19 protein-coding genes are annotated in these 21,486 nt (G+C 71.8%); 3 read left to right on the plus strand and 16 right to left on the minus strand.

The genetic code is table 11. The features are described from left to right. Positions 1-18 precede the first annotated feature (18 nt). From VIB11_RS06490 to VIB11_RS06510, 5 genes are all read right to left on the minus strand, one after another. Complete coding sequence (locus tag VIB11_RS06490; protein WP_332029513.1) at positions 19-1,083, minus strand: ABC transporter ATP-binding protein; 1,065 nt, start codon at positions 1,081-1,083, stop codon at positions 19-21. A 28-nt stretch (positions 1,084-1,111) separates the two neighbouring features. Next, positions 1,112-2,044 carry an ABC transporter permease gene (locus tag VIB11_RS06495; RefSeq protein ID WP_332029515.1) on the minus strand — a complete coding sequence of 311 codons (933 nt, stop codon included), beginning with the start codon at positions 2,042-2,044 and terminating at the stop codon, positions 1,112-1,114. Then, entirely contained in the window at positions 2,037-2,963 is a 927-nt protein-coding gene (locus VIB11_RS06500; RefSeq protein WP_332029516.1) for an ABC transporter permease, read from the minus strand. Before VIB11_RS06500 ends, VIB11_RS06495 begins: the two co-directional genes overlap by 8 nt. Positions 2,964-3,215: 252 nt before the next feature. Then, entirely contained in the window at positions 3,216-4,841 is a 1,626-nt protein-coding gene (locus VIB11_RS06505; RefSeq protein WP_332029518.1) for an ABC transporter substrate-binding protein, read from the minus strand. 255 nt (positions 4,842-5,096) lie between these two features. Then, positions 5,097-5,552: a DUF2231 domain-containing protein gene (locus VIB11_RS06510; protein ID WP_332029520.1), complete on the minus strand. Its 456-nt coding sequence runs from the start codon at positions 5,550-5,552 to the stop codon at positions 5,097-5,099. 161 nt (positions 5,553-5,713) lie between these two features. Here VIB11_RS06510 and hisN point away from each other — a divergent pair, with 161 nt between their 5' ends. After that, entirely contained in the window at positions 5,714-6,499 is a 786-nt protein-coding gene (hisN, locus tag VIB11_RS06515) for a histidinol-phosphatase (RefSeq protein WP_332029522.1), read from the plus strand. 130 nt (positions 6,500-6,629) lie between these two features. Here hisN and VIB11_RS06520 read toward each other — a convergent pair whose 3' ends face one another. The 11 genes from VIB11_RS06520 to VIB11_RS06570 form a co-directional block, all read right to left on the minus strand. Next, positions 6,630-7,544 (minus strand): hypothetical protein, encoded by a 915-nt coding sequence (locus VIB11_RS06520; protein ID WP_332029524.1) that lies wholly within the window; start codon positions 7,542-7,544, stop codon positions 6,630-6,632. A gap of 152 nt (positions 7,545-7,696) precedes the next feature. Continuing rightward, entirely contained in the window at positions 7,697-9,094 is a 1,398-nt protein-coding gene (locus VIB11_RS06525; protein WP_332029526.1) for a pitrilysin family protein, read from the minus strand. Further along, positions 9,091-10,374 (minus strand): pitrilysin family protein, encoded by a 1,284-nt coding sequence (locus VIB11_RS06530; RefSeq protein WP_332029528.1) that lies wholly within the window; start codon positions 10,372-10,374, stop codon positions 9,091-9,093. Before VIB11_RS06530 ends, VIB11_RS06525 begins: the two co-directional genes overlap by 4 nt. A gap of 180 nt (positions 10,375-10,554) precedes the next feature. Further along, the gene (locus VIB11_RS06535) at positions 10,555-11,976 is read right to left on the minus strand and encodes an NAD(P)/FAD-dependent oxidoreductase (RefSeq protein ID WP_332029546.1); all 1,422 of its coding nucleotides are present in this window, start codon (positions 11,974-11,976) and stop codon (positions 10,555-10,557) included. A gap of 194 nt (positions 11,977-12,170) precedes the next feature. Continuing rightward, complete coding sequence (locus tag VIB11_RS06540; protein WP_332029530.1) at positions 12,171-13,490, minus strand: lytic transglycosylase domain-containing protein; 1,320 nt, start codon at positions 13,488-13,490, stop codon at positions 12,171-12,173. A 225-nt stretch (positions 13,491-13,715) separates the two neighbouring features. Further along, positions 13,716-14,711, minus strand: a complete 996-nt coding sequence (locus VIB11_RS06545) for a siderophore-interacting protein (RefSeq protein WP_332029532.1) — start codon at positions 14,709-14,711, stop codon at positions 13,716-13,718. After that, positions 14,708-15,658 carry an ABC transporter ATP-binding protein gene (locus VIB11_RS06550; RefSeq protein WP_332029534.1) on the minus strand — a complete coding sequence of 317 codons (951 nt, stop codon included), beginning with the start codon at positions 15,656-15,658 and terminating at the stop codon, positions 14,708-14,710. The genes VIB11_RS06545 and VIB11_RS06550 overlap by 4 nt, the downstream gene beginning before the upstream one ends. A gap of 1 nt (position 15,659) precedes the next feature. Then, positions 15,660-16,631, minus strand: a complete 972-nt coding sequence (locus tag VIB11_RS06555; protein ID WP_332029548.1) for a FecCD family ABC transporter permease — start codon at positions 16,629-16,631, stop codon at positions 15,660-15,662. Between the two features lie 65 nt (positions 16,632-16,696). Further along, positions 16,697-17,746, minus strand: coding sequence for a FecCD family ABC transporter permease (locus tag VIB11_RS06560; protein ID WP_332029536.1), 1,050 nt, complete (start codon positions 17,744-17,746; stop codon positions 16,697-16,699). Further along, positions 17,746-18,780: an iron-siderophore ABC transporter substrate-binding protein gene (locus VIB11_RS06565; protein WP_332029538.1), complete on the minus strand. Its 1,035-nt coding sequence runs from the start codon at positions 18,778-18,780 to the stop codon at positions 17,746-17,748. Before VIB11_RS06565 ends, VIB11_RS06560 begins: the two co-directional genes overlap by 1 nt. Before the next feature lie 146 nt (positions 18,781-18,926). Further along, complete coding sequence (locus VIB11_RS06570; RefSeq protein WP_332029540.1) at positions 18,927-19,625, minus strand: response regulator transcription factor; 699 nt, start codon at positions 19,623-19,625, stop codon at positions 18,927-18,929. Between the two features lie 109 nt (positions 19,626-19,734). Here VIB11_RS06570 and VIB11_RS06575 point away from each other — a divergent pair, with 109 nt between their 5' ends. After that, entirely contained in the window at positions 19,735-20,148 is a 414-nt protein-coding gene (locus tag VIB11_RS06575) for a pyridoxamine 5'-phosphate oxidase family protein (protein WP_332029542.1), read from the plus strand. 43 nt (positions 20,149-20,191) lie between these two features. Then, on the plus strand, positions 20,192-21,486 hold a 1,295-nt coding region (locus VIB11_RS06580; protein WP_332029544.1), incomplete at its 3' end, for a GAF domain-containing protein.

Consider the following 21,486-nt stretch of genomic DNA (forward strand, 5'->3'; position numbering starts at 1 on the left):
GTCGCGGTCAGAATGGCCTCAGCCATTGAGGACCTCCTCGGAGAAGTGGCAGGCGGCCTCACGGCCGGGAACGACCTCGCGGAGCTCGGGGCGGTCCTTGGTGCAGATGTCCTGCGCGTAGCGGCAGCGCGGGTTGAACGCGCAGCCGGACGGGATCGCCATGAGGTTCGGCGGCAGGCCACCGATCGCCGCGAGGTTCTGGCCCTTCTGGTCCAGGCGCGGGATCGACTCCAGCAGACCCTTGGTGTACGGGTGTGCCGGTGCGCGGTACAGGTCGTACACGTCCGCGCGCTCGACGATCCGGCCGGCATACATGACCGCGATCTTGTCGGCGACGTCCGCCACGACGCCCAGGTCGTGGGTGATCAGGATGAGCCCCATCTGGCGCTCCTCCTGCAGCTCCTGGAGCAGCTGCATGATCTGCGCCTGCACCGTGACGTCGAGCGCGGTCGTCGGCTCGTCGGCGATGAGCACCGCCGGGTCGAGCGCGATGGCCATCGCGATCATGATGCGCTGGCGCATGCCGCCCGAGAACTGGTGCGGGTAGGCCTTGACCCGCTCCTTGGCTGCGGGGATCTGCACGCGCTGCATGAGCTTGATCGCACGCTCGTAGGCGTCCGACTTGTTCAGGCCGCGGTGCTGGCGGAACATCTCGGCGATCTGCCAGCCGACCGGGAAGACCGGGTTCAGCGAGGACAGGGCGTCCTGGAAGACCATCGAGACCTCGGGACCGCGGGTCTTGCGACGCTGGTCCTCCGGCATGGTCAGCAGGTCCTGGCCGCAGTAGCGGACCTGGCCCGCCGGGATCTTGGCCGGCGGCATGTCGAGGATGCCCATGATGGCCTGGGCCGTCACGGACTTGCCCGAACCGGACTCGCCGAGGATCGCGAGCGTCTCGCCCTGGTACAGGTCGAACGACACGCCGTTGATGGCCTTCGCGATGCCGTCGTCGGTGTGGAACTCCACGTAGAGGTCGTCGACCTCGAGGAGCAGGCCGTCCTTGGGCTTGTAGAGCGACTCGGCGGTCGCCCGCTTGCGGGCCTCGCCACGCGTGCTGGCCTCGCTGGATGCAGTGGTTGTCATGTGCGTCTTTCTCCCGTTCGTCCCGGGCTCAGCGCGTCTTGGGGTCGAAGGCGTCGCGCACGGCATCGCCGAGCATGATGAACGCCAGGACCGTCAGGCTCAGGAAGATGCTCGGGAAGAGCAGGATGTGAGGTGTGGTGCGCAGGGCGACCAGGGCGTCCGAGATCTGCACACCCCAGGAGATGGCCGGTGCCGTCAGGCCGATGCCGAGGAACGACAGCGTCGCCTCCACCGAGATGTAGACACCGAGGTTGATCGTCGCCACGACGATCACCGGCGCCATCGCGTTGGGGAGGATGTGCGAGCGGATGATCCGCCACGGGGACGCGCCCAGGGCGCGCGCCGCCTGCACGTAGTCGTTCGGCTTGACCTGGAGCACGCTCGAGCGCATCAGCCGCGCGAGGCTGGGCCAGCCCAGCAGGGCCAGTGCCAGCACGACCTTGCCGACCACGACGAGGTACGCCGAGTTGACGTCGTTCGGGAACGAGGCCATGAACAGGATGCCGCCGAGCAGCAGCGGGGTCGCCAGGAAGACGTCCGTGATGCGGGAGATCAGCGTGTCGATCCAGCCGCCGTTGAAGCCGGCGGCGACGCCGAGCAGGACACCCAGGAGCACCGTGGAGAGCGTGGTGAAGACGCCGACCAGGATCGAGGCGCGGGCGCCGTAGACGGTGCGGGCGTAGATGTCGTAGCCCTGGATGTCGCGGCCGAACCAGGCGTCCGCGCTCGGCTTCGCCCGGGCGTCCTTGAGGACGGCCGCGGCGGGGTCGGTCGAGGTGAAGAGCTGCGGGACCGCGGCCATCACGACGAAGATCGTGATCAGCACGATGGAGACCCAGAAGATCGGGTTCTTCTTCAGCTGCCGCCAGGCGTCGGACGCCAGGGAGCGGGCGCCGCCCTCGGCAATGGCGCGCGGGGAGGCGGTCTCCGCCGCGGCCTCGATGGTGGTGGCCTCAGTCATGGCTGATCCTTGGGTCAAGCACGCCGTACAGCAGGTCGACGATGAGGTTGGCAAAGAGGTAGACGACCACCAGGGCGGTGACGGTGCCGACGACGGCCACGCCGTCGCGGGCGCCGATGCTGCGGAAGAGGAAGCCACCCACACCCTGGATGTTGAAGATGCGCTCGGTGACGATGGCGCCACCGAGGAGCGCGCCCACGTCGACGCCGATGTACGTCACGACCGGGATGAGCGAGTTGCGCAGGGTGTGCATGCCGACCGCACGCCGCCGGGTCAGGCCCTTGGCGATGGCCGTGCGCACGTAGTCGGCGCGGAGGTTCTCGACCATGTTGGTGCGGGTGAGCCGGGCGATGTACGCGACCGAGGCGGAGGCCAGCACGAACGACGGGAGCAGCAGCTCGTAGAACGTCGCCTCGGACGACACCGTGACGGGGAAGATGCCCCACCTGACACCGAGGAACATCTGCGCCGTGGCGCCGATGACGAAGACCGGGATGGAGATGACGAAGAGCGTGCTCACCAGGACCAGGTTGTCGATGAACTTGCCTTTTCGTATGCCGGCGAGGACACCGGCGGAGATGCCGATGATGGTCTCCCAGAGGACCGCCATCAGCGCCAGCTTGCCGGTCGTCACGTAGCGGCTCGCGAGCTCGTCCTTGACGGGGACGCCGTAGAAGCTCGTGCCGAGGTCACCCTGGACGAGCTTGCCCAGGTACTTGCCGTACTGGACCAGCAGCGGGTCGTTGAGGTTGTGCTCTTCCTTGAACTTCGCGACGTAGGCCGGCGGGCAGGGGCGCTCGCCACACTTGCCGGCGGTGGGGTCTCCCGGCAGGGCGAAGACCATGGCAAATATCAGGAACGTAGCGCCAAGGATCACCGGGATCATCTGGAGCAGTCGCCGCACGATGTACTTGCCCACGTCACCTCCTCAGATTTCTGACGCTCCGGCAGGGGGTGTCGCCGGATGCGTGGTCATGGGAACCAACCGCCGGACCGAGCGGGTGCCGTAGGGGCCCCGGGCTGTGGTGTCTCGTAGACAACATAGTCGCTCAGGCGGCGCTCAGCGTAGGACAGGATAAGCCCTCCGCCGAGCAGGCCATCGGCCTGCCAGCTGTCAGCTGGCAGGCCGATGACGCTAACTACGTGGTCACCTGCGAGCAGGTGGACCGGATCACTTCATGGAGACCGACGCGAAGTCGATCGTGCCGAAAGCGGTGATCTTCACGCCGGTGACCTTGTCGGACCAGCCCATGGTGGCGGTGGAGTACCACATCGGGATGGCCGGGAAGTCGTTGGCGAGGAGAGCCTCGGCCTCCTGGTACTTCTTGTTGGCCTCGGCCGGGTCGGTGGCGGCAGCACCCTCGACGAGCAGCTTGTCGAAGGCCGGGTTGCTGTAGTCACCGTCGTTGGAGGACGCGCCGGTCTTGAAGATCGGGGCCAGGAAGTTCTCGATCGACGGGTAGTCCATCTGCCAGCCGGTGCGGAACATGCCCTTCATCTTGCGCTCGCCGATCTGCGTGCGGAAGGTGGAGAAGTCCACGACCGGGGTGGCGACACAGTCGACACCGAGGGCGCCCTTGATGGAGTTGCAGGTCGCCTCGGTCCAACCCTTGTGCGAAGCGTCGGCGTTGTAGGACAGCGTGATCTTGCCGCCCTTGAAGCCGCCGGCCTCGGCCAGCTTGGCCTTGGCCTTCGCCGGGTCGAACTTGCACCACTCACCGCACTGGTCGGCCTTGTAGCCGTCCACGACCGGGGAGACCCAGCCGGTGGCGGGCTTGCGGGTGTTGTTGAAGATCTGCTTGATGATGGTGTCGCGGTCGATCGCCATGGAGATCGCCTGACGCACCTTCGGGTCCGCGTAGTTCGGGTCGACCTTGGTCGGCGGGAAGGTGATGGTCTGGATGACACCAACGGCCTTCTGGGCGTTGCGGTCAGGCAGGTCCGTCTTGTACTTGTCGTCGATCTGCGCGCTGGACGGGACCTCGTCGGTGATGTCCAGCTGGTTGGCGATGACGTCGTTGTAGGCCGCCTCAGCGTCCTGGTAGATCTTGAACGTGATCGCGTCGAGCTTGCCGCCGAACTTGCCGGAGTACTCGGCGAACTTCGAGAGCTTGATCTCGGTGTTCTTGGTCCACGAGTCGACCTTGAAGGGGCCGGCGCCGATCGGCTTCTCGCCGTAGGCCTTCGGGTCCTTGAAGAACGCGTCGGGGAGCGGGGAGAACGCGGTGTAGCCCAGACGGACCGGGAGGTTCGAGACCTTCTCGGTGGTCTTGATGGTGAAGGTGTGGTCGTCGACGACCTTCAGACCGGTGAGCTTGTCGGCCTTCGGCTTGGCCTTGCACTCGTCGTCCGAGCACTGCATGTCGCCGAAGCCCTCGATGGGCTCCATGAAGTAACCGGAGGACTGCGCGTTCGGGCCGTAGGCGGCGTAGTTCCAGGCGTCGACGAAGTTCTTCGACTTGACCTCGGTGCCGTCGTGGAACTTGTAGCCCTTGACCAGCTTGACGGTGAAGGTCTGGTTGTCCTCGGTGGTGATGGACTCCGCGATGTCGTTCTCGGGAGCAGCCGTCTCCGGGTTGTAGTGCACCAGCTTGGCGGTCGACGCGTCCAGAACGTTGCCACCACAGGTCTCGGTGGTGTTGCTGGGAACCAGCGGGTTCTCGGGGTTGCAGCCCCGGACGGTGATCGAGCCGCCGGTCTTGCCGCCAGCCGTCGTGTTGGCCGCGTCGCCGCTCTCGCCGCCACCACAGGCTGCGGCAAGCAGCGCGGCGGCGGAGATGCCGGCAAACGTAGCCACCGTGCGAGCAGTTCCTCGCATGGATGTCCTCCTACTTAGGGTCAGCCGTTCGAGTCGAACGGTGTGCCGAGCCACGCGCCGGGTGGAGCGCAGCCCTGTAACGCGCAGGGCGTCGGTGTGTGGCACCCATGAAAGACCACGCCCCCCACGAAAACGACCGTCTGGGACAAGCCGAGACAAAAACGTGACCGTCTCGTTGGCCAATCGCCGCCAACTCTCCCGGGAGGGGTCGGGCCCTGCGGAAATCGACGCAGGCTAGGGGCTGGTGTTGCGGACGATCTCGCCCCAGACCGCCTCGGAGCCGGAATGCCCGGTCCGCACGGTCCACACCAGCGCGACGGCCACGACCACAGCGGTGAGCACGCCGGGCAGCCGCAGCGGCACCCCGACGCCGCCGGAGCGGAGGCCCTGGACGAGGACGGAGGCGAACAGCACCGACAGGGCGAAGAACGGCAGCAGGGTGGCGATCTGCCCGTGCTCGACCGCGACGTTCCCGCCGAGCCGCCGGTGCAGGGCCTCCCCGCTGAACCGGGCCACGAACGTCATGACGACCACCAGCGCGTTCCCCGCCACCACGGCATACCCGACCCTGGCCGGGGCCGAGGGGACGAACGCCCACGCCACCGTGACGAGGGACATCAGCGGGAGCAGGACCACCACCCCGTGGACGACCAGGGCGTGGACGGGAAGCCCGGCGATGGTGTCGAACACGGTGGCCACCTTCCTTGGGGGTGCTGTGCCCCGACCGTAGCCCCCGGACGCGGGCCCGGCACCCGTCACGCGGTCACAGATCGGGCTCGAACCCCGGTCGCGGGCAGCCGGCGGACGTGGCGCTGCGAGCCGCCGGCGACGGGAGGGGCTAGCCTCGCCGGGTGGCCACCTATGACGATGACCTCCGCCTGGCGCATGTGCTGGCCGACGCCGTGGAGCGGATCACGATGTCCCGCTTCCGCGCCGAGGACCTGGCCGTCGAGTCCAAGCCGGACCTCACCCTCGTGAGCGACGCGGACAAGGCCGCCGAGGAGCTCGTCCGGATGCAGCTCAAGCGGACCCGGCCGCGCGACGCCGTCGAGGGCGAGGAGTTCGAGACGACCGGCCACGGACCGCGGCGGTGGGTCATCGACCCCATCGACGGCACCCACAACTTCGTCCGCGGCGTGCCGGCCTGGGCCACGCTGATCTCGCTGGTCGACAACGAGATGCCGGTCCTCGGGCTCGTCGCGGCGCCGGCACTCGGCCGTCGCTGGTGGGCCGCCAACGGCTCGGGCGCGTGGTCGGGCCGCAGCCTGTCCTCGGCCAAGCGGATCCACGTCTCGAAGGTGTCGAGGATCGAGGACGCCTCGCTGTCCTACTCGAGCCTGAAGGGCTGGCGCGGCATCGACCGCTACGACGAGTTCGTCGGGCTCATGGACGACTGCTGGCGCACGCGGGCGTACGGCGACTTCTGGTCCTACATGCTCGTGGCGGAGGGTGCGGTCGACATCGCGGCCGAGCCGGAGCTGGCGGTCTACGACATGGCCGCCCTCGTACCGATCGTGACCGAGGCCGGCGGGCGGTTCACGTCGCTGGCGGGCCGGCCCGGCCCGTGGGGCGGCAACGCCGTCGCCACCAACGGCCTGCTGCACGACGAGGTGCTCCAGCGCATCGGCACCGACTGACTCCCGCCCCGCCCCGCCCCTCCCGCCCCGCCCCCGCCCCCGGGTGGAGGTAAAAACGCCGGTGTTTCCCGGCGATTCCACGTCGAACCGGGCGGCAGCCGGGGCGTCAACCGGGGCCGCACCCGCGGCGTCAGCGCCGGCGGAACAGGGCGTACGCCTGGCACACCTGGTCCATGAACGCATCGGGAGCCAGCCGCAGGCCCAGCAACGTCATGCGGAGCACCCGGTCGCCCCGGATGACGACGTCGTTCTGCCGGAACTGGTCGTCCGTCGACGCCAACCCCCACGTGTGCTGCGCACCGTCGATCTCGACCACGAGGTCGGCGTCGTCCCACCGCACGTCGAGGTAGACCCTGCCCTTCGGCCCTCGGACGACCACCTGCCGGCTCGGCTCCGGCAGGCCACGGGAGCGGCAGAGTGTCGCGAAGTCGAGCTCACCGAGGGACTGCGCGCCGTCGGCGATGTCGTGGGCGACGAGGCGGATGAACCGTCGGCGCGTCCGCCCGCGCACCCGCCGGGTGGCCGCCACGAGCTGGTGTCCCGTGATGAGTCGCTGCTGCACCGGCATCACCATCAGCAGTGCCGCCTGCCGGTCGCTGACCGCCCAGTGGGCCGCCCTGACCGCTGCCACCGCCGGCGTGGTCCGAGGTATGCCGCCCCCGACCAGCTCTCCTGCGCTGCGGCGGATGACCTTGTGCACGCGGACTCCCGACACCTCCGTCACGGTGGCGGTGTGCTTCACCGACACGTGGACCCGGTCGTCCTCGAAGCCCACCAGCCCGGCCGCCTGGAGAGCGGTCACGCCGTCGAGGGCGGCGACCCGCGTCCCGACCTCCCAGATGGCTCGCCAGCGCCCGGCCTCCTCGCCGAGGTGGGAGGTGTGGAGGGCGACCGTCTGGGTGCCGTGGCAGCTCCACCGGTCGGCGCGCACCTGACGGGCGACCGCGTCACGGTCCCACCCGTGGCGGCGCAGCTCCGCCCGCGAGAGCACGCCGTCATGGGCCACGGCCTTGAGGGCGGCTCGAGGAGTGCGGCGCGTCGTCACCCCGGAAGCGTCGCCGAGACCGCGTCGTCCTCTCGGCCGCTGTCCACAGGCCCCGCTGCTGTCCCTCCGGTTCGACGTGGAATCGCCGGTGATCGCCGGCGTTTTTACCTCGAACGGGTGGGTGGGTGGGTGCGGTGGGGTCGGTGGGTGGGTCAGTTGGGGACGACGGTGACCTCTCCCCTGCCGAGGGCTCGGAGCTGGTCGGCGTAGAGGCTGGCGTCGCCGACCACGACGACGGTCCACGCGCCGTCGGCCCACCGGGTGTACGCCTGCACCAGGGCCGCGCTGTCCAGACCCTGCATCGCGGTGAGGTTGTCGGTGGTGAACTGCGTGGTCAGCCCGTCGAGGGCCAGGGTCGCGGCCTCGTCGGCGACGGCGTCGGCCGTGGCGAAGCGGCCGGGCGCGGTCTTGCTGATGAAGTCGACGCCAGAGCGGACCTCGTCGTCGGAGAAGCCCTCCCGACCCGACTCCAGGATGTCGAGCAGCAGCCGCACCGACTCCACGGTGGAGTCGGCCCGGACCGAGCCCGTCGTCAGGAAGAGGCCGCCGCGGCGTCGTGGCCGGAAGCCCGAGCGGATGCCGTACGTGAAGCCCTTCTCCTCGCGCAGGACGGCGTCGACCCGCGCGTTCGGCGACCCGCCGAGCACGAAGGCCAGCACCGGGTAGGGCGCCCAGCCGTCCTCGACACGCCGGTCCGGGCCGGCGCACCCCACGGCGAGCTCGCTCTGCACCGAGCCCGGCCGGTCGACGAGCACGATGCGGGCGGCGTCACCGGCGCGCACCGGAAGGGCGCTGGCGTCGACGGCCTCCTGGCCCTCCGAGCGCCAGACCCCGAGCTGGGTGTCGGCCAGCCCGGGGAGGTCGATGCCCGAGAGGTCGCCGGCGACGACGACGGTCATCCCACGCGGGCCGATGAACCTGCGGTGGAAGGCGGCGATGTCCTCGCGGGTGATCGCGGAGACGGTCGCGGCCGTGCCGGCGCTCGGGCGTGACGCCCTCTCGTCGCCGTCGAAGAACGTGGCGATGAACTCGCGGGCCGCCCGGTGCGGTGCCATCGCCCGCTCCTGCTCGATCTCCGCGAGGCGGGTCTTGATGTGGCGGGCCACCTCGGCCTCGGGGAAGACGGGGTCGGCGAGGGCCTGCCGGAGCAGGTCGAGCGCCTCCGGGAGACGGCGCTTCGGCACGTCGAGGTCGACGCTGAGGCCGCTGTCGGTCATGCCCGCACCGAGCGCGATCCCCTTGCGCTCCAGCAGCTCCGCGAACTCCTCGGAGGTGTGCCGGGCGGTGCCCTCGTCGAGGAGACGCGAGGTGATCGCGGCGACGCCCTCGAGCTCGCGGGGCTCTGCCGACAGCGGGAGCGGCAGCACGGTCCGCACGGAGATGACGTACTGGCCGGGGATGTCGTAGGCCAGCAGCGAGATGCCGTTGGAGAGCTGGTGCCGCGCCGGCTCGGGGAAGGCCCACGCCTGTGGGGGGACGACCTCTGGGCGGGTGGCTGGGGAGTCACCAGGGCCGGTGGTCTCGGTGGTGCTGTCGGGACGGGCGCTCACGCGGCCTCCTCCTCACGGTCGACCAGGTGGGCGACGACGGCCCGGCTCTGCGGGCGCAGCCAGCGCTGGGCCGCGGCCTGGACCTGCTCGGCGGTGATCGCCGTCAGCCGGTCGAGGTAGGTGTTGATGAACTGCGCGTCGTCGTGCAGCAGGACGTGCTGGCTGATGGCGTCGGCACGCTCCTCCTGGCTGGCCAGCGCATGCAGCCAGGAGCGCTCGGCCTGCGCCAGCGCGGACTCCATCTCGACGGGCGTCGGCCCCTCCCGGCTGAACCGCTCGAGCTCCTCGAGGGCGCGGGCCTCGACGTCGTCGGCGTCCTGGCCGTCGGCGATGTCGAGCACCATGAAGCCGAGCGAGACCCCGTCGACGAAGCCCATGCTGTGCGCCTGGACGGCGTTGGCCACCTGCTCGCGGCGCACCAGCCGCTGCACCAGCCGGGAGGTGCCGAGCCCGCCGATGATGTCCAGGGCCAGCGAGCCGGCGAAGTAATCGTCGGTGTTGTCGACCGGCAGCCGGAAGGCGAGGTGGAGCCGGTCGTTGGGCACCTCCTCCACCCGCTCGACCCGCACGGCCTCCGTGATCGGCTCGAGCTGCGGCAGGTTGCCCCTCGGGGGCTCGGCGGAGGCGGGCAGCGGGCCGAAGTAGCGCTCGGCCGCCGCGAACCCCTCCTCCGGCGTGAGGTCGCCGACCAGCGTCAGCACCGTGTTGTTCGGCCCGTAGAAGCGTCGGAAGAACGCGTGGACGTCCTCGAGGCTCGCGGCGTCGAGGTCCTCCATCGAGCCGATCGTGGGGTGGTGGTACGGGTGCTCCGGGGGGAACACCGCGGCATACGTCTCGATCAGGGCGTTGCCGTAGGGCACGTTGTCGTAGCGCTGCCGCTTCTCCTCCTTGACCACGTCGCGCTGGTTGTCGAGGTTCTCCTGGGTGACCGCGTCGAGGAGGCGGCCGTGACGGTCGGCCTCCATCCAGAGGGCCAGCTCGTACGCCCCCTTCGGCACGGTCTCGAAGTAGTTGGTGCGGTCGAACCAGGTCGTGGCGTTGAGCCGGCCGCCCTCGGCCATGAGCCGGGTGAAGTGCTCGCCGCTGGCGACGTTGCGCGACCCCTGGAACATCAGGTGCTCGAAGAGGTGGGCGAAGCCGGTGCGCCCCGGCGACTCGTGGCGCGAGCCGACGTTCACCCAGAGGTTCACGGTGACGTTGGGGACACTGGTGTCGGGCGAGACGACCACGCGCAGGCCGTTGGCCAGCGTCGTCTCGTGGATCGGGTAGTCCAGCGGCATGCCGCCACCCTAGGCGAAGGTGGCGGACCCCAGCCTCCTCGGCGCGGCACCGCTCTTCCTCGGCGCGGCGCCTTTCGCCTCACAACCGGGTGTGCGGGGTCACCGACACGATGACGGCGGCAAACCAACACACAGCGAGGCAACCGCGGTGTCTCGGGGGCCGGTCGCCCCACCTGTCACTCAGGCGCTGCGCGAGGCCTCGTCGCGGGCCTGGGCCACCGACTGCGGGGGCGCCTTGCGGTCCTCCGGCACCCTCGGGAGCGAGGGGGCGTACTCCTCCCCCAGGTCCTCGATCGCGGTGCGGGCGAAGACCTGCTGCTCCGTGACCGTGCGCTCCGACCGGCCCCGGCCGACGAAGCTGACCGCCCAGTGCAGCAGCGTGGTCAGCCGGTGCTTGAAGCCGATGATGTAGACGAGGTGCACCGCCAGCCACAGCAGCCACGCGGTGAACCCGCTGAAGTGCAGCTTGCCGATCGAGGCGACGGCGCTGAAGCGCGAGATCGTCGCCATCGAGCCCTTGTCGTGGTACTCGAACGGGCCGCGCGGCTCCTGGCCGGCGAGGCGCCGCTTGACCTGGTCGGCGGCATACCGCGCACCCTGGATCGCGACCTGCGCCACGCCCGGGTAGCCCTTCAGCGAGGCCATGTCGCCGACGACGAACACCTCCGGGTGGCCCGGCAGGGTGAGGTCGTCGCCCACGAGCACGCGCCCCGAGCGGTCGATCTCGGCGCCGGACTGCTCCGCGAGCTGCGCCCCGAGCTCCGAGGCCTGCACCCCTGCCGCCCAGACCTTGGTCACCGCCTCGATGCGGCGGCGGTGACCGTCGGAGTCCTCCACGTCGATGCCGGTCGCGTCGACGCCGACGACCTTGGCCCCGAGCTGGACCTCCACGCCGATCTGCTGCAGCTTCTCGGTGGCCTTGCCGCCGAGGTGGTCGCCGAACGCGCCGAGGACCTGCGGGGCGGCGTCGAGCAGGATGATCCGCGCGCGGCTGGTGTCGATGCGCCGGAAGTCGCGCCGCAGGGTGCGGCGCGACAGCTCGGCGATCTGGCCGGCCATCTCCACACCGGTGGGGCCCGCCCCCACGACGACGAACGTCATGAGGCGCTCGATCTCCTTCGGCGTGCTGGCCAGCTCGGCCCACTCGAACGCGCCGAAGATGCGGCCGCGCAGCTCGAGGGCGTCGTCGATGCTCTTCATCCCCGGCGCGTAGCGGGCGAAGTGGTCGTTGCCGAAGTACGACTGCCCGGCACCCGCAGCCACCAGGAGCGTGTCGTAGGGCGTGACGGTCTCGCGGTCGAGCACCTTGGAGGTCACCGTCCTGGCGGCGAGGTCGATGTGCGTGACCGTGCCGAGCAGCACCCGCGCGTTCTTCTGCCGCGCGAGCACCTCGCGGGTCGCCGGCGCGATCTCACCCTCGGAGAGGATGCCCGTGGCGACCTGGTAGAGCAGGGGCTGGAACAGGTGGTGGGTGGTGCGGGCGACGAGGGTGATGTCGACGTCGGCCCGCTTGAGGGCCTGGGTGCCGAACAGCCCACCGAACCCGGAGCCGATCACCACCACACGGTGGCGGCGGCTCACTGCTTCCTCCTGCGACGGCATACGGACCCTCTCCTCGAAACGCACGAGGACGGCCACCCCCGCTGGGTGGACCGTCCTCGATGACCTGGTCTGCTCACGCCTCAACAACGATAGCGAGACCTGTATGCCGCGGCCGCCCCGCACGTGCGCGCGGTGCGACCCGTCTCACGTCCTGGGCGGCGTCACGGACGCCCCGGCCCACGGCCCGGCGGGTGTCAGGGCGTCGAGGTCTGCTGCGGCGCGGGCGCGGAGGTGGTCGTGACCGGGCCGTCCGTCGCGGTCACCGTGGCGGCGGTCGTCGTCGTGCAGCCGGTGCTCGTCGGTGTCGGTGCCGTGGGGTCCGTGGTGGTGGTCGTCGTCGTGGTGCCGGTCTCGGTCGCGTTCGGGCAGCTGGCGGGCGTGGTCGGCTCAGTCGTGGGCGTCGTGGTCGGCGAGGTGGTGGTCGTCGGCTCCGGGGTGGTGGTCGTCGGCCCGGGAGTCGTGGTGGTCGGCCCCGGCGTGGTCCACGTGTCGGTGGGCACGGTCCCGGTCGGCGACGAGGTCGGGTCACCCGGGTCGGTCGGACCTCCCGTGCCCGAGGTCGTGGTGGGGCCGGGCGCTGTGGTCGTCACCGGGCCCGGAACCGGCTCGGTCGTCGCGGAGGGGCCCGCGGTGGTCGGGCCGGTCGTCGTCGGGCCCGCCGTCACCGGGCCGGTGGTGGTGGGCGAGCCGGCCGCCGACACCCCTGGGCCGGCCAGCTCGCTGGCGCGGCCGCCCGAGGAGACCAGGAAGCCGACCTGGCCCAGGGAGCCGAGCCCGCGCTCGGTGAAGTACGCCATCCACTCCAGCACTGCGACGACGTACTCCGCGGAGTGGTTGTAGGACCAGATGGCCGCGCGCAGGTCGCGCGCCTGCGACAGGTCGCGGTTCCCGCGGCACAGGTAACCCGCGGCGGAGTGCGCCGCGTCGTAGACGTTCTGCGGGTCGGCGAGCCCGTCGCCGTCGCCGTCGACGCCGGACAGCCGCCACGTGCTGGGGATGAACTGCATGGGGCCGACCGCACGGTCCCAGACCACGTCGCCGTCGAACAGCCCGCCGTCGGTGTCGACGATGGCAGCGAACGGGCCACCGTCGAGCACCGGCCCGTAGATGGCCGGGTCGACCCGGTGGTCGGGGAGGATCTCGCGGCCGCCCGCCGAGCCGGACTCGATCTGCCCGATGGCGGCGAGCAGCGCGACGGGCAGGCGGCATGCCGGCGGCGCGGCATCGGCCGCCGACCGGTAGGCGGCGATCAGGACGCCCGAGCGCTGCAGGTCGACCGGGTCGGCAGGTGGCGGGTCGATAGCCGGCGGGTAGGGGATCGGGCGCATCGTGAGGGTCACGCTCTCCGCCGCGGCAGGTCCCGCGACGTCCACCACCGGCGGGGTGGTGCTGGTGGGCGGCGCCGACCCGGTCACCGAGGACGGGGGCGGCGCCGGTGGCTGGGGCGCCGCCTCGCTGTTGCCGAGCACGGTGATGCCGGCAAGCGCGATGATCACAGCCGAGGCGACGTTCACGAGAGGACCCCCTTCTCGTGACCCATCCTCGCCCCCGGCCCGGGGACGGGGGGAAGTCCCGGGGCCGAAGATGGCCCACAGTGACTAACGGGGTGACTACTCAGGAGTCACACAAGTCACACTGGTAACGCGCCTGCCAGATGGCGGAACGACCGTTCCACATTCTGGACACACCTGCCTGCCCTCGGCGCGGGCGGGTCGCTCGCCCCGTCCCCGGCGCGGCCCTCAGACCCGCTCCGCACGCCCCTGCCGCCAGTACCCCATGAAGGCCACGCAGTCGCGCGGCAGCCCGAGGTCGCGGACCAGCAGGCGGCGCAGGTCGCGCACGACCGAGGCCTCGCCGGCCACCCACGCGTACCACTCGCCGGGCCCACCACCACCCGGGCCGGGGCCCGCGTCCGGGACGACGGCCGTCGGTGTGTCCCAGAGGACCTCGGCGTCGACGTCGACCTCGGGCAGGTCGGGGACGCCTCCGGGCCGGGCGCCCTCCCCCGGGACCTCTCGCACCTGCGCGCCCAGCACCTCGCGCACCGCCGCGCCCAGCAGCTCACCCCGGGCGCGACCGTCCCGGGCGAGCCACCGCACCTCCACCCCGCCGCCATCCAGGGCTACTGCGTCCTGCGCCGTGGGGACCTCGAGGAGGGCGCACCCGGCATACCCGGACGGCAGGGACTCGAGGATCGACCCGATGGCCGGCACCGCCGTCTCGTCCCCGGCGAGCAGCACCCGCACCCCGCCGCCGTCGGCCGCCGCGGGGGGCTGCCACTCGATGCCGCCGTATGCCGTGGTGCCGGCGTGCGGGCCGATCACCACCAGCCGCTGACCGGGGGCGGCCTGCGCAGCCCACCCCGAGCCCGGCCCCGTCTCCGTCGGGGAGTGCCCGTGGAGGACGAAGTCGATCTCGATCTGCGGGACGGCGCCGGCCGTGCGGGCGCGGCGCACGGTGTAGGTGCGCATGGATCCGCGGGTCCACGGGTCGAGGGCCAGCCACCGCTGGTACCAGCCTGCGGAGAGGTCGGACAGGTCCGGCAGCGGGTGGCCGGGGGCAGGGAACATCAGCTTGACGCGCAGGTCGCGGGGGCCGAGCGGCCCGCCGCCACCGAAGCGGCTGAGGCACTCACCGCCGAAGGTGACGCGCACCATCGACGGGCCGAGCCGGCGGACGGCGGTGACCTCGACGTCGAAGGCGAGCATGGCGGGCGGGGCGGCGGTGACGGTCATGCGCGGGCTCCTGACAGGGACGGGTCGGCGGGCCGGTCGGCGACTCGGTCGGCGGGTCGGTCGGCGACTCGGTCGGCGGGCGCGGCCGCCGTGGCGGGTGTGGACCTCGTCGCCCGGCGGCGGCCGATCGGCACGACCATCGGGGTGCCCGCCACCGGGTCGGGGACGACGCGGCAGTCCATGCCGAAGACCTCGCGCACGCGCTCCTCGGTGACGACGTCGGCCGGCGGCCCATCGGCCACGACCTGCCCGTCCCGCATCGCGACGAGGTGGTCGGCGTAGCGGGCGGCGAGGTTGAGCTCGTGCAGCACGAGCACCACGGTGGTGCCCCGCGCGTGGTTGAGGTCGCCGAGCAGGTCGAGCACCTCGACCTGGTGGGCGACGTCGAGGAAGGTCGTGGGCTCGTCGAGCAGCAGCAGGTCGGTCTGCTGCGCGAGCGCCATGGCGATCCAGACGCGCTGGCGCTGCCCGCCGGAGAGCTCGTCGACGTTGCGGTCGGCCAGCTCGGCGGTGTCGGTGGCGGCGAGCGCCTCGGCGACGGCCTGCTCGTCCTCCGCGGTCCAGCGACGGAACCAGCCCTGGTGCGGGTAGCGGCCCCGGCCGACGAGGTCGGCGACCGTGATGCCCTCGGGGGCGACCGGCGACTGCGGCAGCAGGCCCAGCACGGCGGCGACCTCCTTGGTGGGCCGATCGTGGATCGACCGTCCGTCGAGCAGCACCGCGCCGGACTGCGGCTGCAGCACCCGGGCCAGGCCGCGCAGCAGGGTCGACTTGCCGCAGGCGTTGGCCCCGACGACGGCCGTCACGGCCCCGGTGGGCACCTCCAGGCTGAGGCGATCGACGACGGCGCGCCCGTCGTAGGCGAGGCAGAGGTCGCGGGCCTCGAGGGTGTGGTGCTCGACGGCGTGGTCGACCGTGGGGTGGTCGTCGCGGGCGGGGTGTGCCATCTCAGCCTCCTCGGCCGACTCGGTTGGCCGTGGCGAGCAGCCACAGCAGGAAGGGTCCGCCGAGCAGCCCGGTGACGACCCCGACGGGCAGGGCGCTCCCGGGCACGGCGTTCACGGCGGCGAACTCGGCGGCGAGCACCACCACGGCCCCGACCAGCGCTGCTGCCGGCAGCGACACCCGCCCCCGGAGCAGGCGTCGCGCGATCGGCCCGGAGAGGAACGCGACGAACGCGACCGGCCCCGCCGCGGCCGTCCCCGCCGCGGCGAGGGTGGTGGCGACCAGGAGCAGGGCCAGCCTGCCGCGCAACGGGTGGACGCCGAGGCCCACGGCCGCCTCCTCCCCCAGCTCGAGGGCCGGCAGCCGGCGGGCAGCGACGGCCGCGGCCGGGAGGAGCACGAGCAACAGGAGCGCGAGGGTGCGCACGCGCCCCCAGGTGGCGTTGTTGAGCGAGCCGTTGAGCCACACCAGCGCCTCGGCGGCCACGTGGATGTCGGTGCGGGTCAGCACCCACGAGGTGACCGCCTGCAGCGCCGCGGCCAGGCCGATCCCGACGAGGACGAGGCGGTGCCCCGCCACGTCGCCGCGTCGCGACAGCAACGCGATCGCTGCGGCGACGAGCAGCGAACCAGCGATCGAGAATCCCTGCAGCGCAAGGCCGCTCACACCGAGGAAGGCGATGCCGACGACAGCTGCCGCGCTCGCGCCCATGCTGATGCCGATGACGTCGGGACTCGCCAGCGGGTTGCGCAGCAGCGTCTGGAAGACCGCACCGGCGACCCCGAAGGCGGCTCCGACCAGGACGGCGAGCACGGCCCGGGGCAGCTTGTTCTCGAGCACGATGAAGCTGGCGCCGGGAATCGTCTCGCCCGACACGATCCGCACGAAGTCGGGGATCGTGACCGTGTAGGTGCCCAGCAGCACGTTGCCCGCGAAGAGCACGACGACCGCGACGGCGAGCCCACCGAGCACCATCGAGGTGTGCCGCCGCGCCCGGCTGCGCGTCCGCCGCACCGCCGGGGCGGCGACGGTCACGGCGCTCACAGCCCCGCCACCCGGCGCCGGGTCACCAGCGCGATGAACACCGGCGCCCCGACGACCGCGGTCATGATGCCGGCCTGCACCTCGCCGGGCGGCGTGACGACGCGGCCGGTCACGTCGGCCGTGAGCAGGAGCACGGGCGCGAGCAGCGCCGAGAGCGGGAGCAGCCAGCGATGGTCGCCACCCACGAGCGCACGCACCAGGTGCGGGACCACGAGGCCGACGAAGGCGATCGGGCCGGCCAGCGCGGTGGCGCTTCCGACGAGCACCACCACCCCGACCGCGGTGGCCGCCCGGGTCAGCGCGACGCGCTGGCCGAGGCCACGGGCGAGGTCGTCGCCCAGGGCCAGCCCGTTGAGCGAGCGCCCCAGCGCGACGACCACGAGCGCCCCGACGACCGCGAACGGCAGGACGGTGCGCAGCTCGGCCGTCGAGGCACCGCTCAGCGAGCCGACCTGCCAGAAGCGGAACTGGTCGAGCGTCTGCTGGCTCAGCACCAGCAGGGCGTTCATCACCGAGGCGAGCACCGCGCTCAGGGCGGCCCCTGCGAGGGCGAGCTTGACGGGGGTGGCGCCCTCGCGCCCGAGGCTCGCCACGGCATACACACAGGCCGCCGCGGCAGCGGCGCCGGCGAAGGCGAACCACAGGTAGCCGGCCGGGCCGTCGATGCCGAAGAGGAAGAGGGCCGCGACGATCGCGAGCGCGGCGCCAGCGTTCACCCCGAGGATGCCGGGGTCGGCGAGCGGGTTGCGCGTCACGCCCTGCATGGCCGCGCCGGCCAGGCCGAGCGCGGCCCCGGCGAGCAGGCCCGTGAGGGTGCGGGGCACCCGCGACTGCACGACGAGGTGGTCCCCCAGCGAGGGGTCGAAGGTGGTCCAGGTGTCGAGCAGGGTCGACCACCCCACCGGGCGGGCGCCGACGGCGAGGGAGAGCACGCAGGCCGCGGCGAGCAGCGCACCCCCGGCGACGGCGACCGCCGCCGGGGAGAGCACACGCTGCCGCGACCGCTTCGGGCCTGCCGTGCGGCGTGACGTCGAGAGTGGTGACATCAGGCCTTGTCGGCCGCGTCCGCCAGCTGGGGCAGGAAGCGGTCGAGCGCCCACGGCAGGCTCAGCGGGCTGGCCGCGGAGATGCTCAGCGTCAGGGTCTCGTCGGGGTCGGCGACGAGGGCACCTCGCTTGACGGCCGGGATCTGGCCCAGCAGCGGGTCCTTGGTGATCGCGTCCTTGGTGGTGGTGCTGGGCACCCAGGTGACGAAGACGTCGGCCTCGAGCTCGTTGGCGCGCTCCTCCGACCAGGTGAGGAAGAAGTCCTTGGTGTTCTCCTTGACGACGGCGGCCTGCTCCATGCCGATCTGGGTGAGGAAGCGGGGGCGGTTGTCCTGGGTGGTGTAGATGTTGATGCCGCTGCCGCGGGTGGGCTCGAGGTTGCCGTAGATGAACGTCTTGCCCTTGATCTGCGGGTACTTCGCCGCCTGCTCGGTGATGGCCTTCTCGGTGTCGGCGACCAGCTTCTCGGCGGCGTCGGACCTGCCGAGCGCCTGCCCGATCAGGCGGGTGCTCTCCTGCCACGGCGTGCCGTAGGCGACCTCGGGGTAGGCCACGACCGGAGCGATCTTGGAGAGCTTGTCGTACTCCTCCTCGGTCAGGCCCGAGTACGCCGCGAGGATCACGTCGGGGGTGGTCTTGGCGACCTCCGTGTAGTTGATCCCGTCGGCCTCGGAGTACTGCGCCGGGGCCTTGGCGCTGCCGAGGGCGGCACCTGCCTTCTCGAGGGCCGCGTCCTTCCACGGGGTGGAGGCCTGGTCGTTGCCGCCCCACTCGTCCTTGGGCATGCCCACGGGCACGACGCCGAGGGCGAGGGCGACGTCGGCGTTGACCCACGAGACGGTCGCGACGCGCCGGGGCTGCTTCACGATCGTCGTCTCGCCGAAGGCGTGCTTCACGGTGACCGGGAAGGCGTCGGCGCCCGCGGACGGCTGGGCAGCTGCCCGGGGCGACTCGGCAGGCCCGGTCGCGCAGGCGGTGAGGGTGAGGAGGGCCACGGCCGCGGCGGCGACGAGCCCGGGGAGGCGGAGGGACACCGGAGACTCCTGATGTTAGGTGAGGCTAACTTTACTTAGGTGAGCCTAACCCATTGGTGGAGCCGGGCATGACGAGGGCCACGGGACGAGGCGCTGGTGCTCCAGGGCGCCCGTCGCGTGGCCCCTCGACAGGGGTGCCGTGACGGCTACGAGGGCTTCTCGCGAAGCTTGGACGCGAAGACCGCGGCCTGGGTGCGGCGCTCCATCCCGAGCTTGGCGAGGATGCTGGAGACGTAGTTCTTGACCGTCTTCTCGGCGAGGAACATCTCCTGCCCGATCTGGCGGTTCGTCAGGCCGTCCGCGATGTGCATGAGCACCCGGCGCTCCTGCTCCGTGAGGCCCGCGAGGGCGGCGTCCTCGTCGTGCCCGCCACGAAGTCGCTCGAGCACCCGCGCGGTCACCTGGGGGTCGAGCAGCGACTGGCCCTGGGCCACCCGCAGGATGGCGTCGATCAGCTCGTTGCCGCGGATCTGCTTGAGCACGTAGCCGGAGGCGCCCGCCATGATCGCGTGGAACAGCGCCTCGTCGTCGTCGTACGACGTGAGGATCAGGCAGGCGATGCTGGGGTCCACGGACCGGATGTCGCGGCAGACGTCGACGCCGCTGCCGTCCGGCAGCCGGCCATCGAGGACGGCCACGTGAGGGCGCAGCGCCGGGATGCGGCGGGTCGCCTCCTCCGCGAGCCCGGACTCCCCCACGACCTCGATGCGTCCGTCGCCCTCGAGCAGCTCCCGGAGGCCGCGGCGGACGATCTCGTGGTCATCGAGGAGGTAGACGCGCACCAGGCCGTCCTCCGCACCTGTCGTGGTGGCTTGTGCCGCGCTGGGCTCGGGATGGGTCTCCATGCGTCACATTGTCGCCGCTCAGCCGCCGTGCGCACAGTCGGCGCGCCATCTCCACAAGGGGGACCATTGGCCCTCCCCCGTTGGCTCGCGTCCCTTCGATACTCGACAGGTGGAACGCATCGAGTACCTCACGACCGAGGAATGCCTGCAACTGCTGGCGACAGCGAGTGTGGGTCGCATCGCCGTGACCCGTGACGCGCTCCCGGTCATCCTCCCCGTCAACTTTGCCGTCGACGGCACCTCGCTGGTGATCCGCACCAACGACGGGGCGATCCTGAAGGCTGCGCGGGCGGGTGGGGCAGTCGTGGCGTTCGAGGTGGACAGCCTCGACGAGGAGGCCATGACCGGCTGGTCCGTCCTGGTCACCGGGACGCTGCGGGAGATCAGCGCGGTCAGCGCCGTGCTGCGGGCCGAGCAGCTGCCGCTGGCCCCGTGGGCGGGCGGCGTGCGCCGTCACTTCGTGCGCATCACCCCGGGGCTGATGTCCGGCCGCCGGCTCCTCGCGGAGGCGGCCGCTTCCTGACAGACCCCCACGCCGGGAACCCGACTCCTCCTACGATGGGGGGATGGACGGGCAACCGCACGACCCGGGGTTCGTGCCCTCCCTCTCGGGGATCGACCTCGACGACCTGCTCCGGGAGCTGCGCGAACGCGCCGGTGCCGTGCGCGAGTCGCACCAGCGCCTGAGCGGCCTCCTCAGCTCCGTCGTGGCCGTCTCGAGCGAGCTGGACCTCGCGACGGTGCTGCAGCGGATCGTCTCGACGGCCTGCTCGCTCGTCGGCGCGCGGTACGGCGCCCTCGGCGTCCTCGACCCCGAGCACGGCCACCTCGTCCAGTTCATCACCCATGGCGTCGACGACGAGACCCGCGCGCGGATCGGCGACATCCCCCACGGTCTCGGTGTGCTGGGCCTGCTCATCCACGACCCGATGCCGCTGCGGCTGCACGACATCAGCGAGCACCCCCAGTCGGTGGGCTTCCCCGCGAACCACCCACCCATGCACACCTTCCTGGGCGTGCCCCTCCGGGTGCGCGACGAGGTGTTCGGCAACCTCTACCTCGCCGAGAAGGACGGCGGATCGGACTTCTCGGGGGCCGACGAGGAGGTCGTCATCGCCCTGGCCGCCGCGGCCGGCGTCGCCGTCGAGAACGCCCGGCTCTACGAGCAGAGCCGCACCCGGGAGCGCTGGCTCCGGGCCGCGGCGGAGTGCACCCGCGCGCTGACCGACGGGCCCCTGCGCCGCGACGGGCACAGCCACGTGGTCGCGGCCGCCCACACCGCGTCGACAGCCCCGGCCGTGGCCCTGCTCCGCCCCTCGGACCCCGACGACGCGCTCACCGACCTGCACCTCGTGGGGCAGTTCGGAGCCCTCGAGGTGACGCGCCCGCCGGCGGCCGAGCTGCAGCCCGCCGCGCTGCCGGACGACATCGCCGATGTCGTGCAGGCTCGGTCGGCCGTGGCCCTCGACCCCGCAGCGACCGGGCAGCTCCTCGGGACGAAGGCACCGCAGCACGCAGTCGCGATCCCCATGTGGGCCGGTGAGCAGTTCCAGGGCCTGACCGTCCTCGTGTGGCCCGACGAGCCACCCACCACTGCCCCCGACCTGTTGCAGGCCACGCTCTTCGGGGAGCGCATCGCCCTGGCCCTGGCGGTCGCGGACGCGCAGCACGACCGAGAGCGCATCGCCGTCCTCGAGGACCGCGACCGGATCGCGCGCGACCTGCACGACCTCGTGATCCAGCGGCTCTTCGCCGTCGGGCTCTCGGTGCAGGGCGCGGCGCGCGAGGCCATCAGGCCGAGCGTGACCCGGCGGCTCGAGCGCGTCGTGGACGACCTCGACGACACCATCAAGGACGTCCG

It is taken from the genome of Pedococcus sp., from assembly GCF_036554925.1.
In the GTDB taxonomy this organism is placed as follows: Bacteria; Actinomycetota; Actinomycetes; order Actinomycetales; family Dermatophilaceae; genus Pedococcus_A.

Bases quoted from the DNA above. Each gene is read 5' to 3' on its own strand.
- VIB11_RS06570 (WP_332029540.1), bottom strand. From the start codon at position 19,625: ATGGAGACCCATCCCGAGCCCAGCGCGGCACAAGCCACCACGACAGGT.
- VIB11_RS06555 (WP_332029548.1), bottom strand. From the start codon at position 16,631: ATGGTGCTCGGTGGGCTCGCCGTCGCGGTCGTCGTGCTCTTCGCGGGC.
- VIB11_RS06545 (WP_332029532.1), bottom strand. From the start codon at position 14,711: ATGACCGTCACCGCCGCCCCGCCCGCCATGCTCGCCTTCGACGTCGAG.
- VIB11_RS06550 (WP_332029534.1), bottom strand. From the start codon at position 15,658: ATGGCACACCCCGCCCGCGACGACCACCCCACGGTCGACCACGCCGTC.
- VIB11_RS06490 (WP_332029513.1), bottom strand. From the start codon at position 1,083: ATGACAACCACTGCATCCAGCGAGGCCAGCACGCGTGGCGAGGCCCGC.
- VIB11_RS06535 (WP_332029546.1), bottom strand. From the start codon at position 11,976: ATGCCGTCGCAGGAGGAAGCAGTGAGCCGCCGCCACCGTGTGGTGGTG.
- VIB11_RS06530 (WP_332029528.1), bottom strand. From the start codon at position 10,374: ATGCCGCTGGACTACCCGATCCACGAGACGACGCTGGCCAACGGCCTG.
- VIB11_RS06495 (WP_332029515.1), bottom strand. From the start codon at position 2,044: ATGACTGAGGCCACCACCATCGAGGCCGCGGCGGAGACCGCCTCCCCG.
- VIB11_RS06560 (WP_332029536.1), bottom strand. From the start codon at position 17,746: ATGTCACCACTCTCGACGTCACGCCGCACGGCAGGCCCGAAGCGGTCG.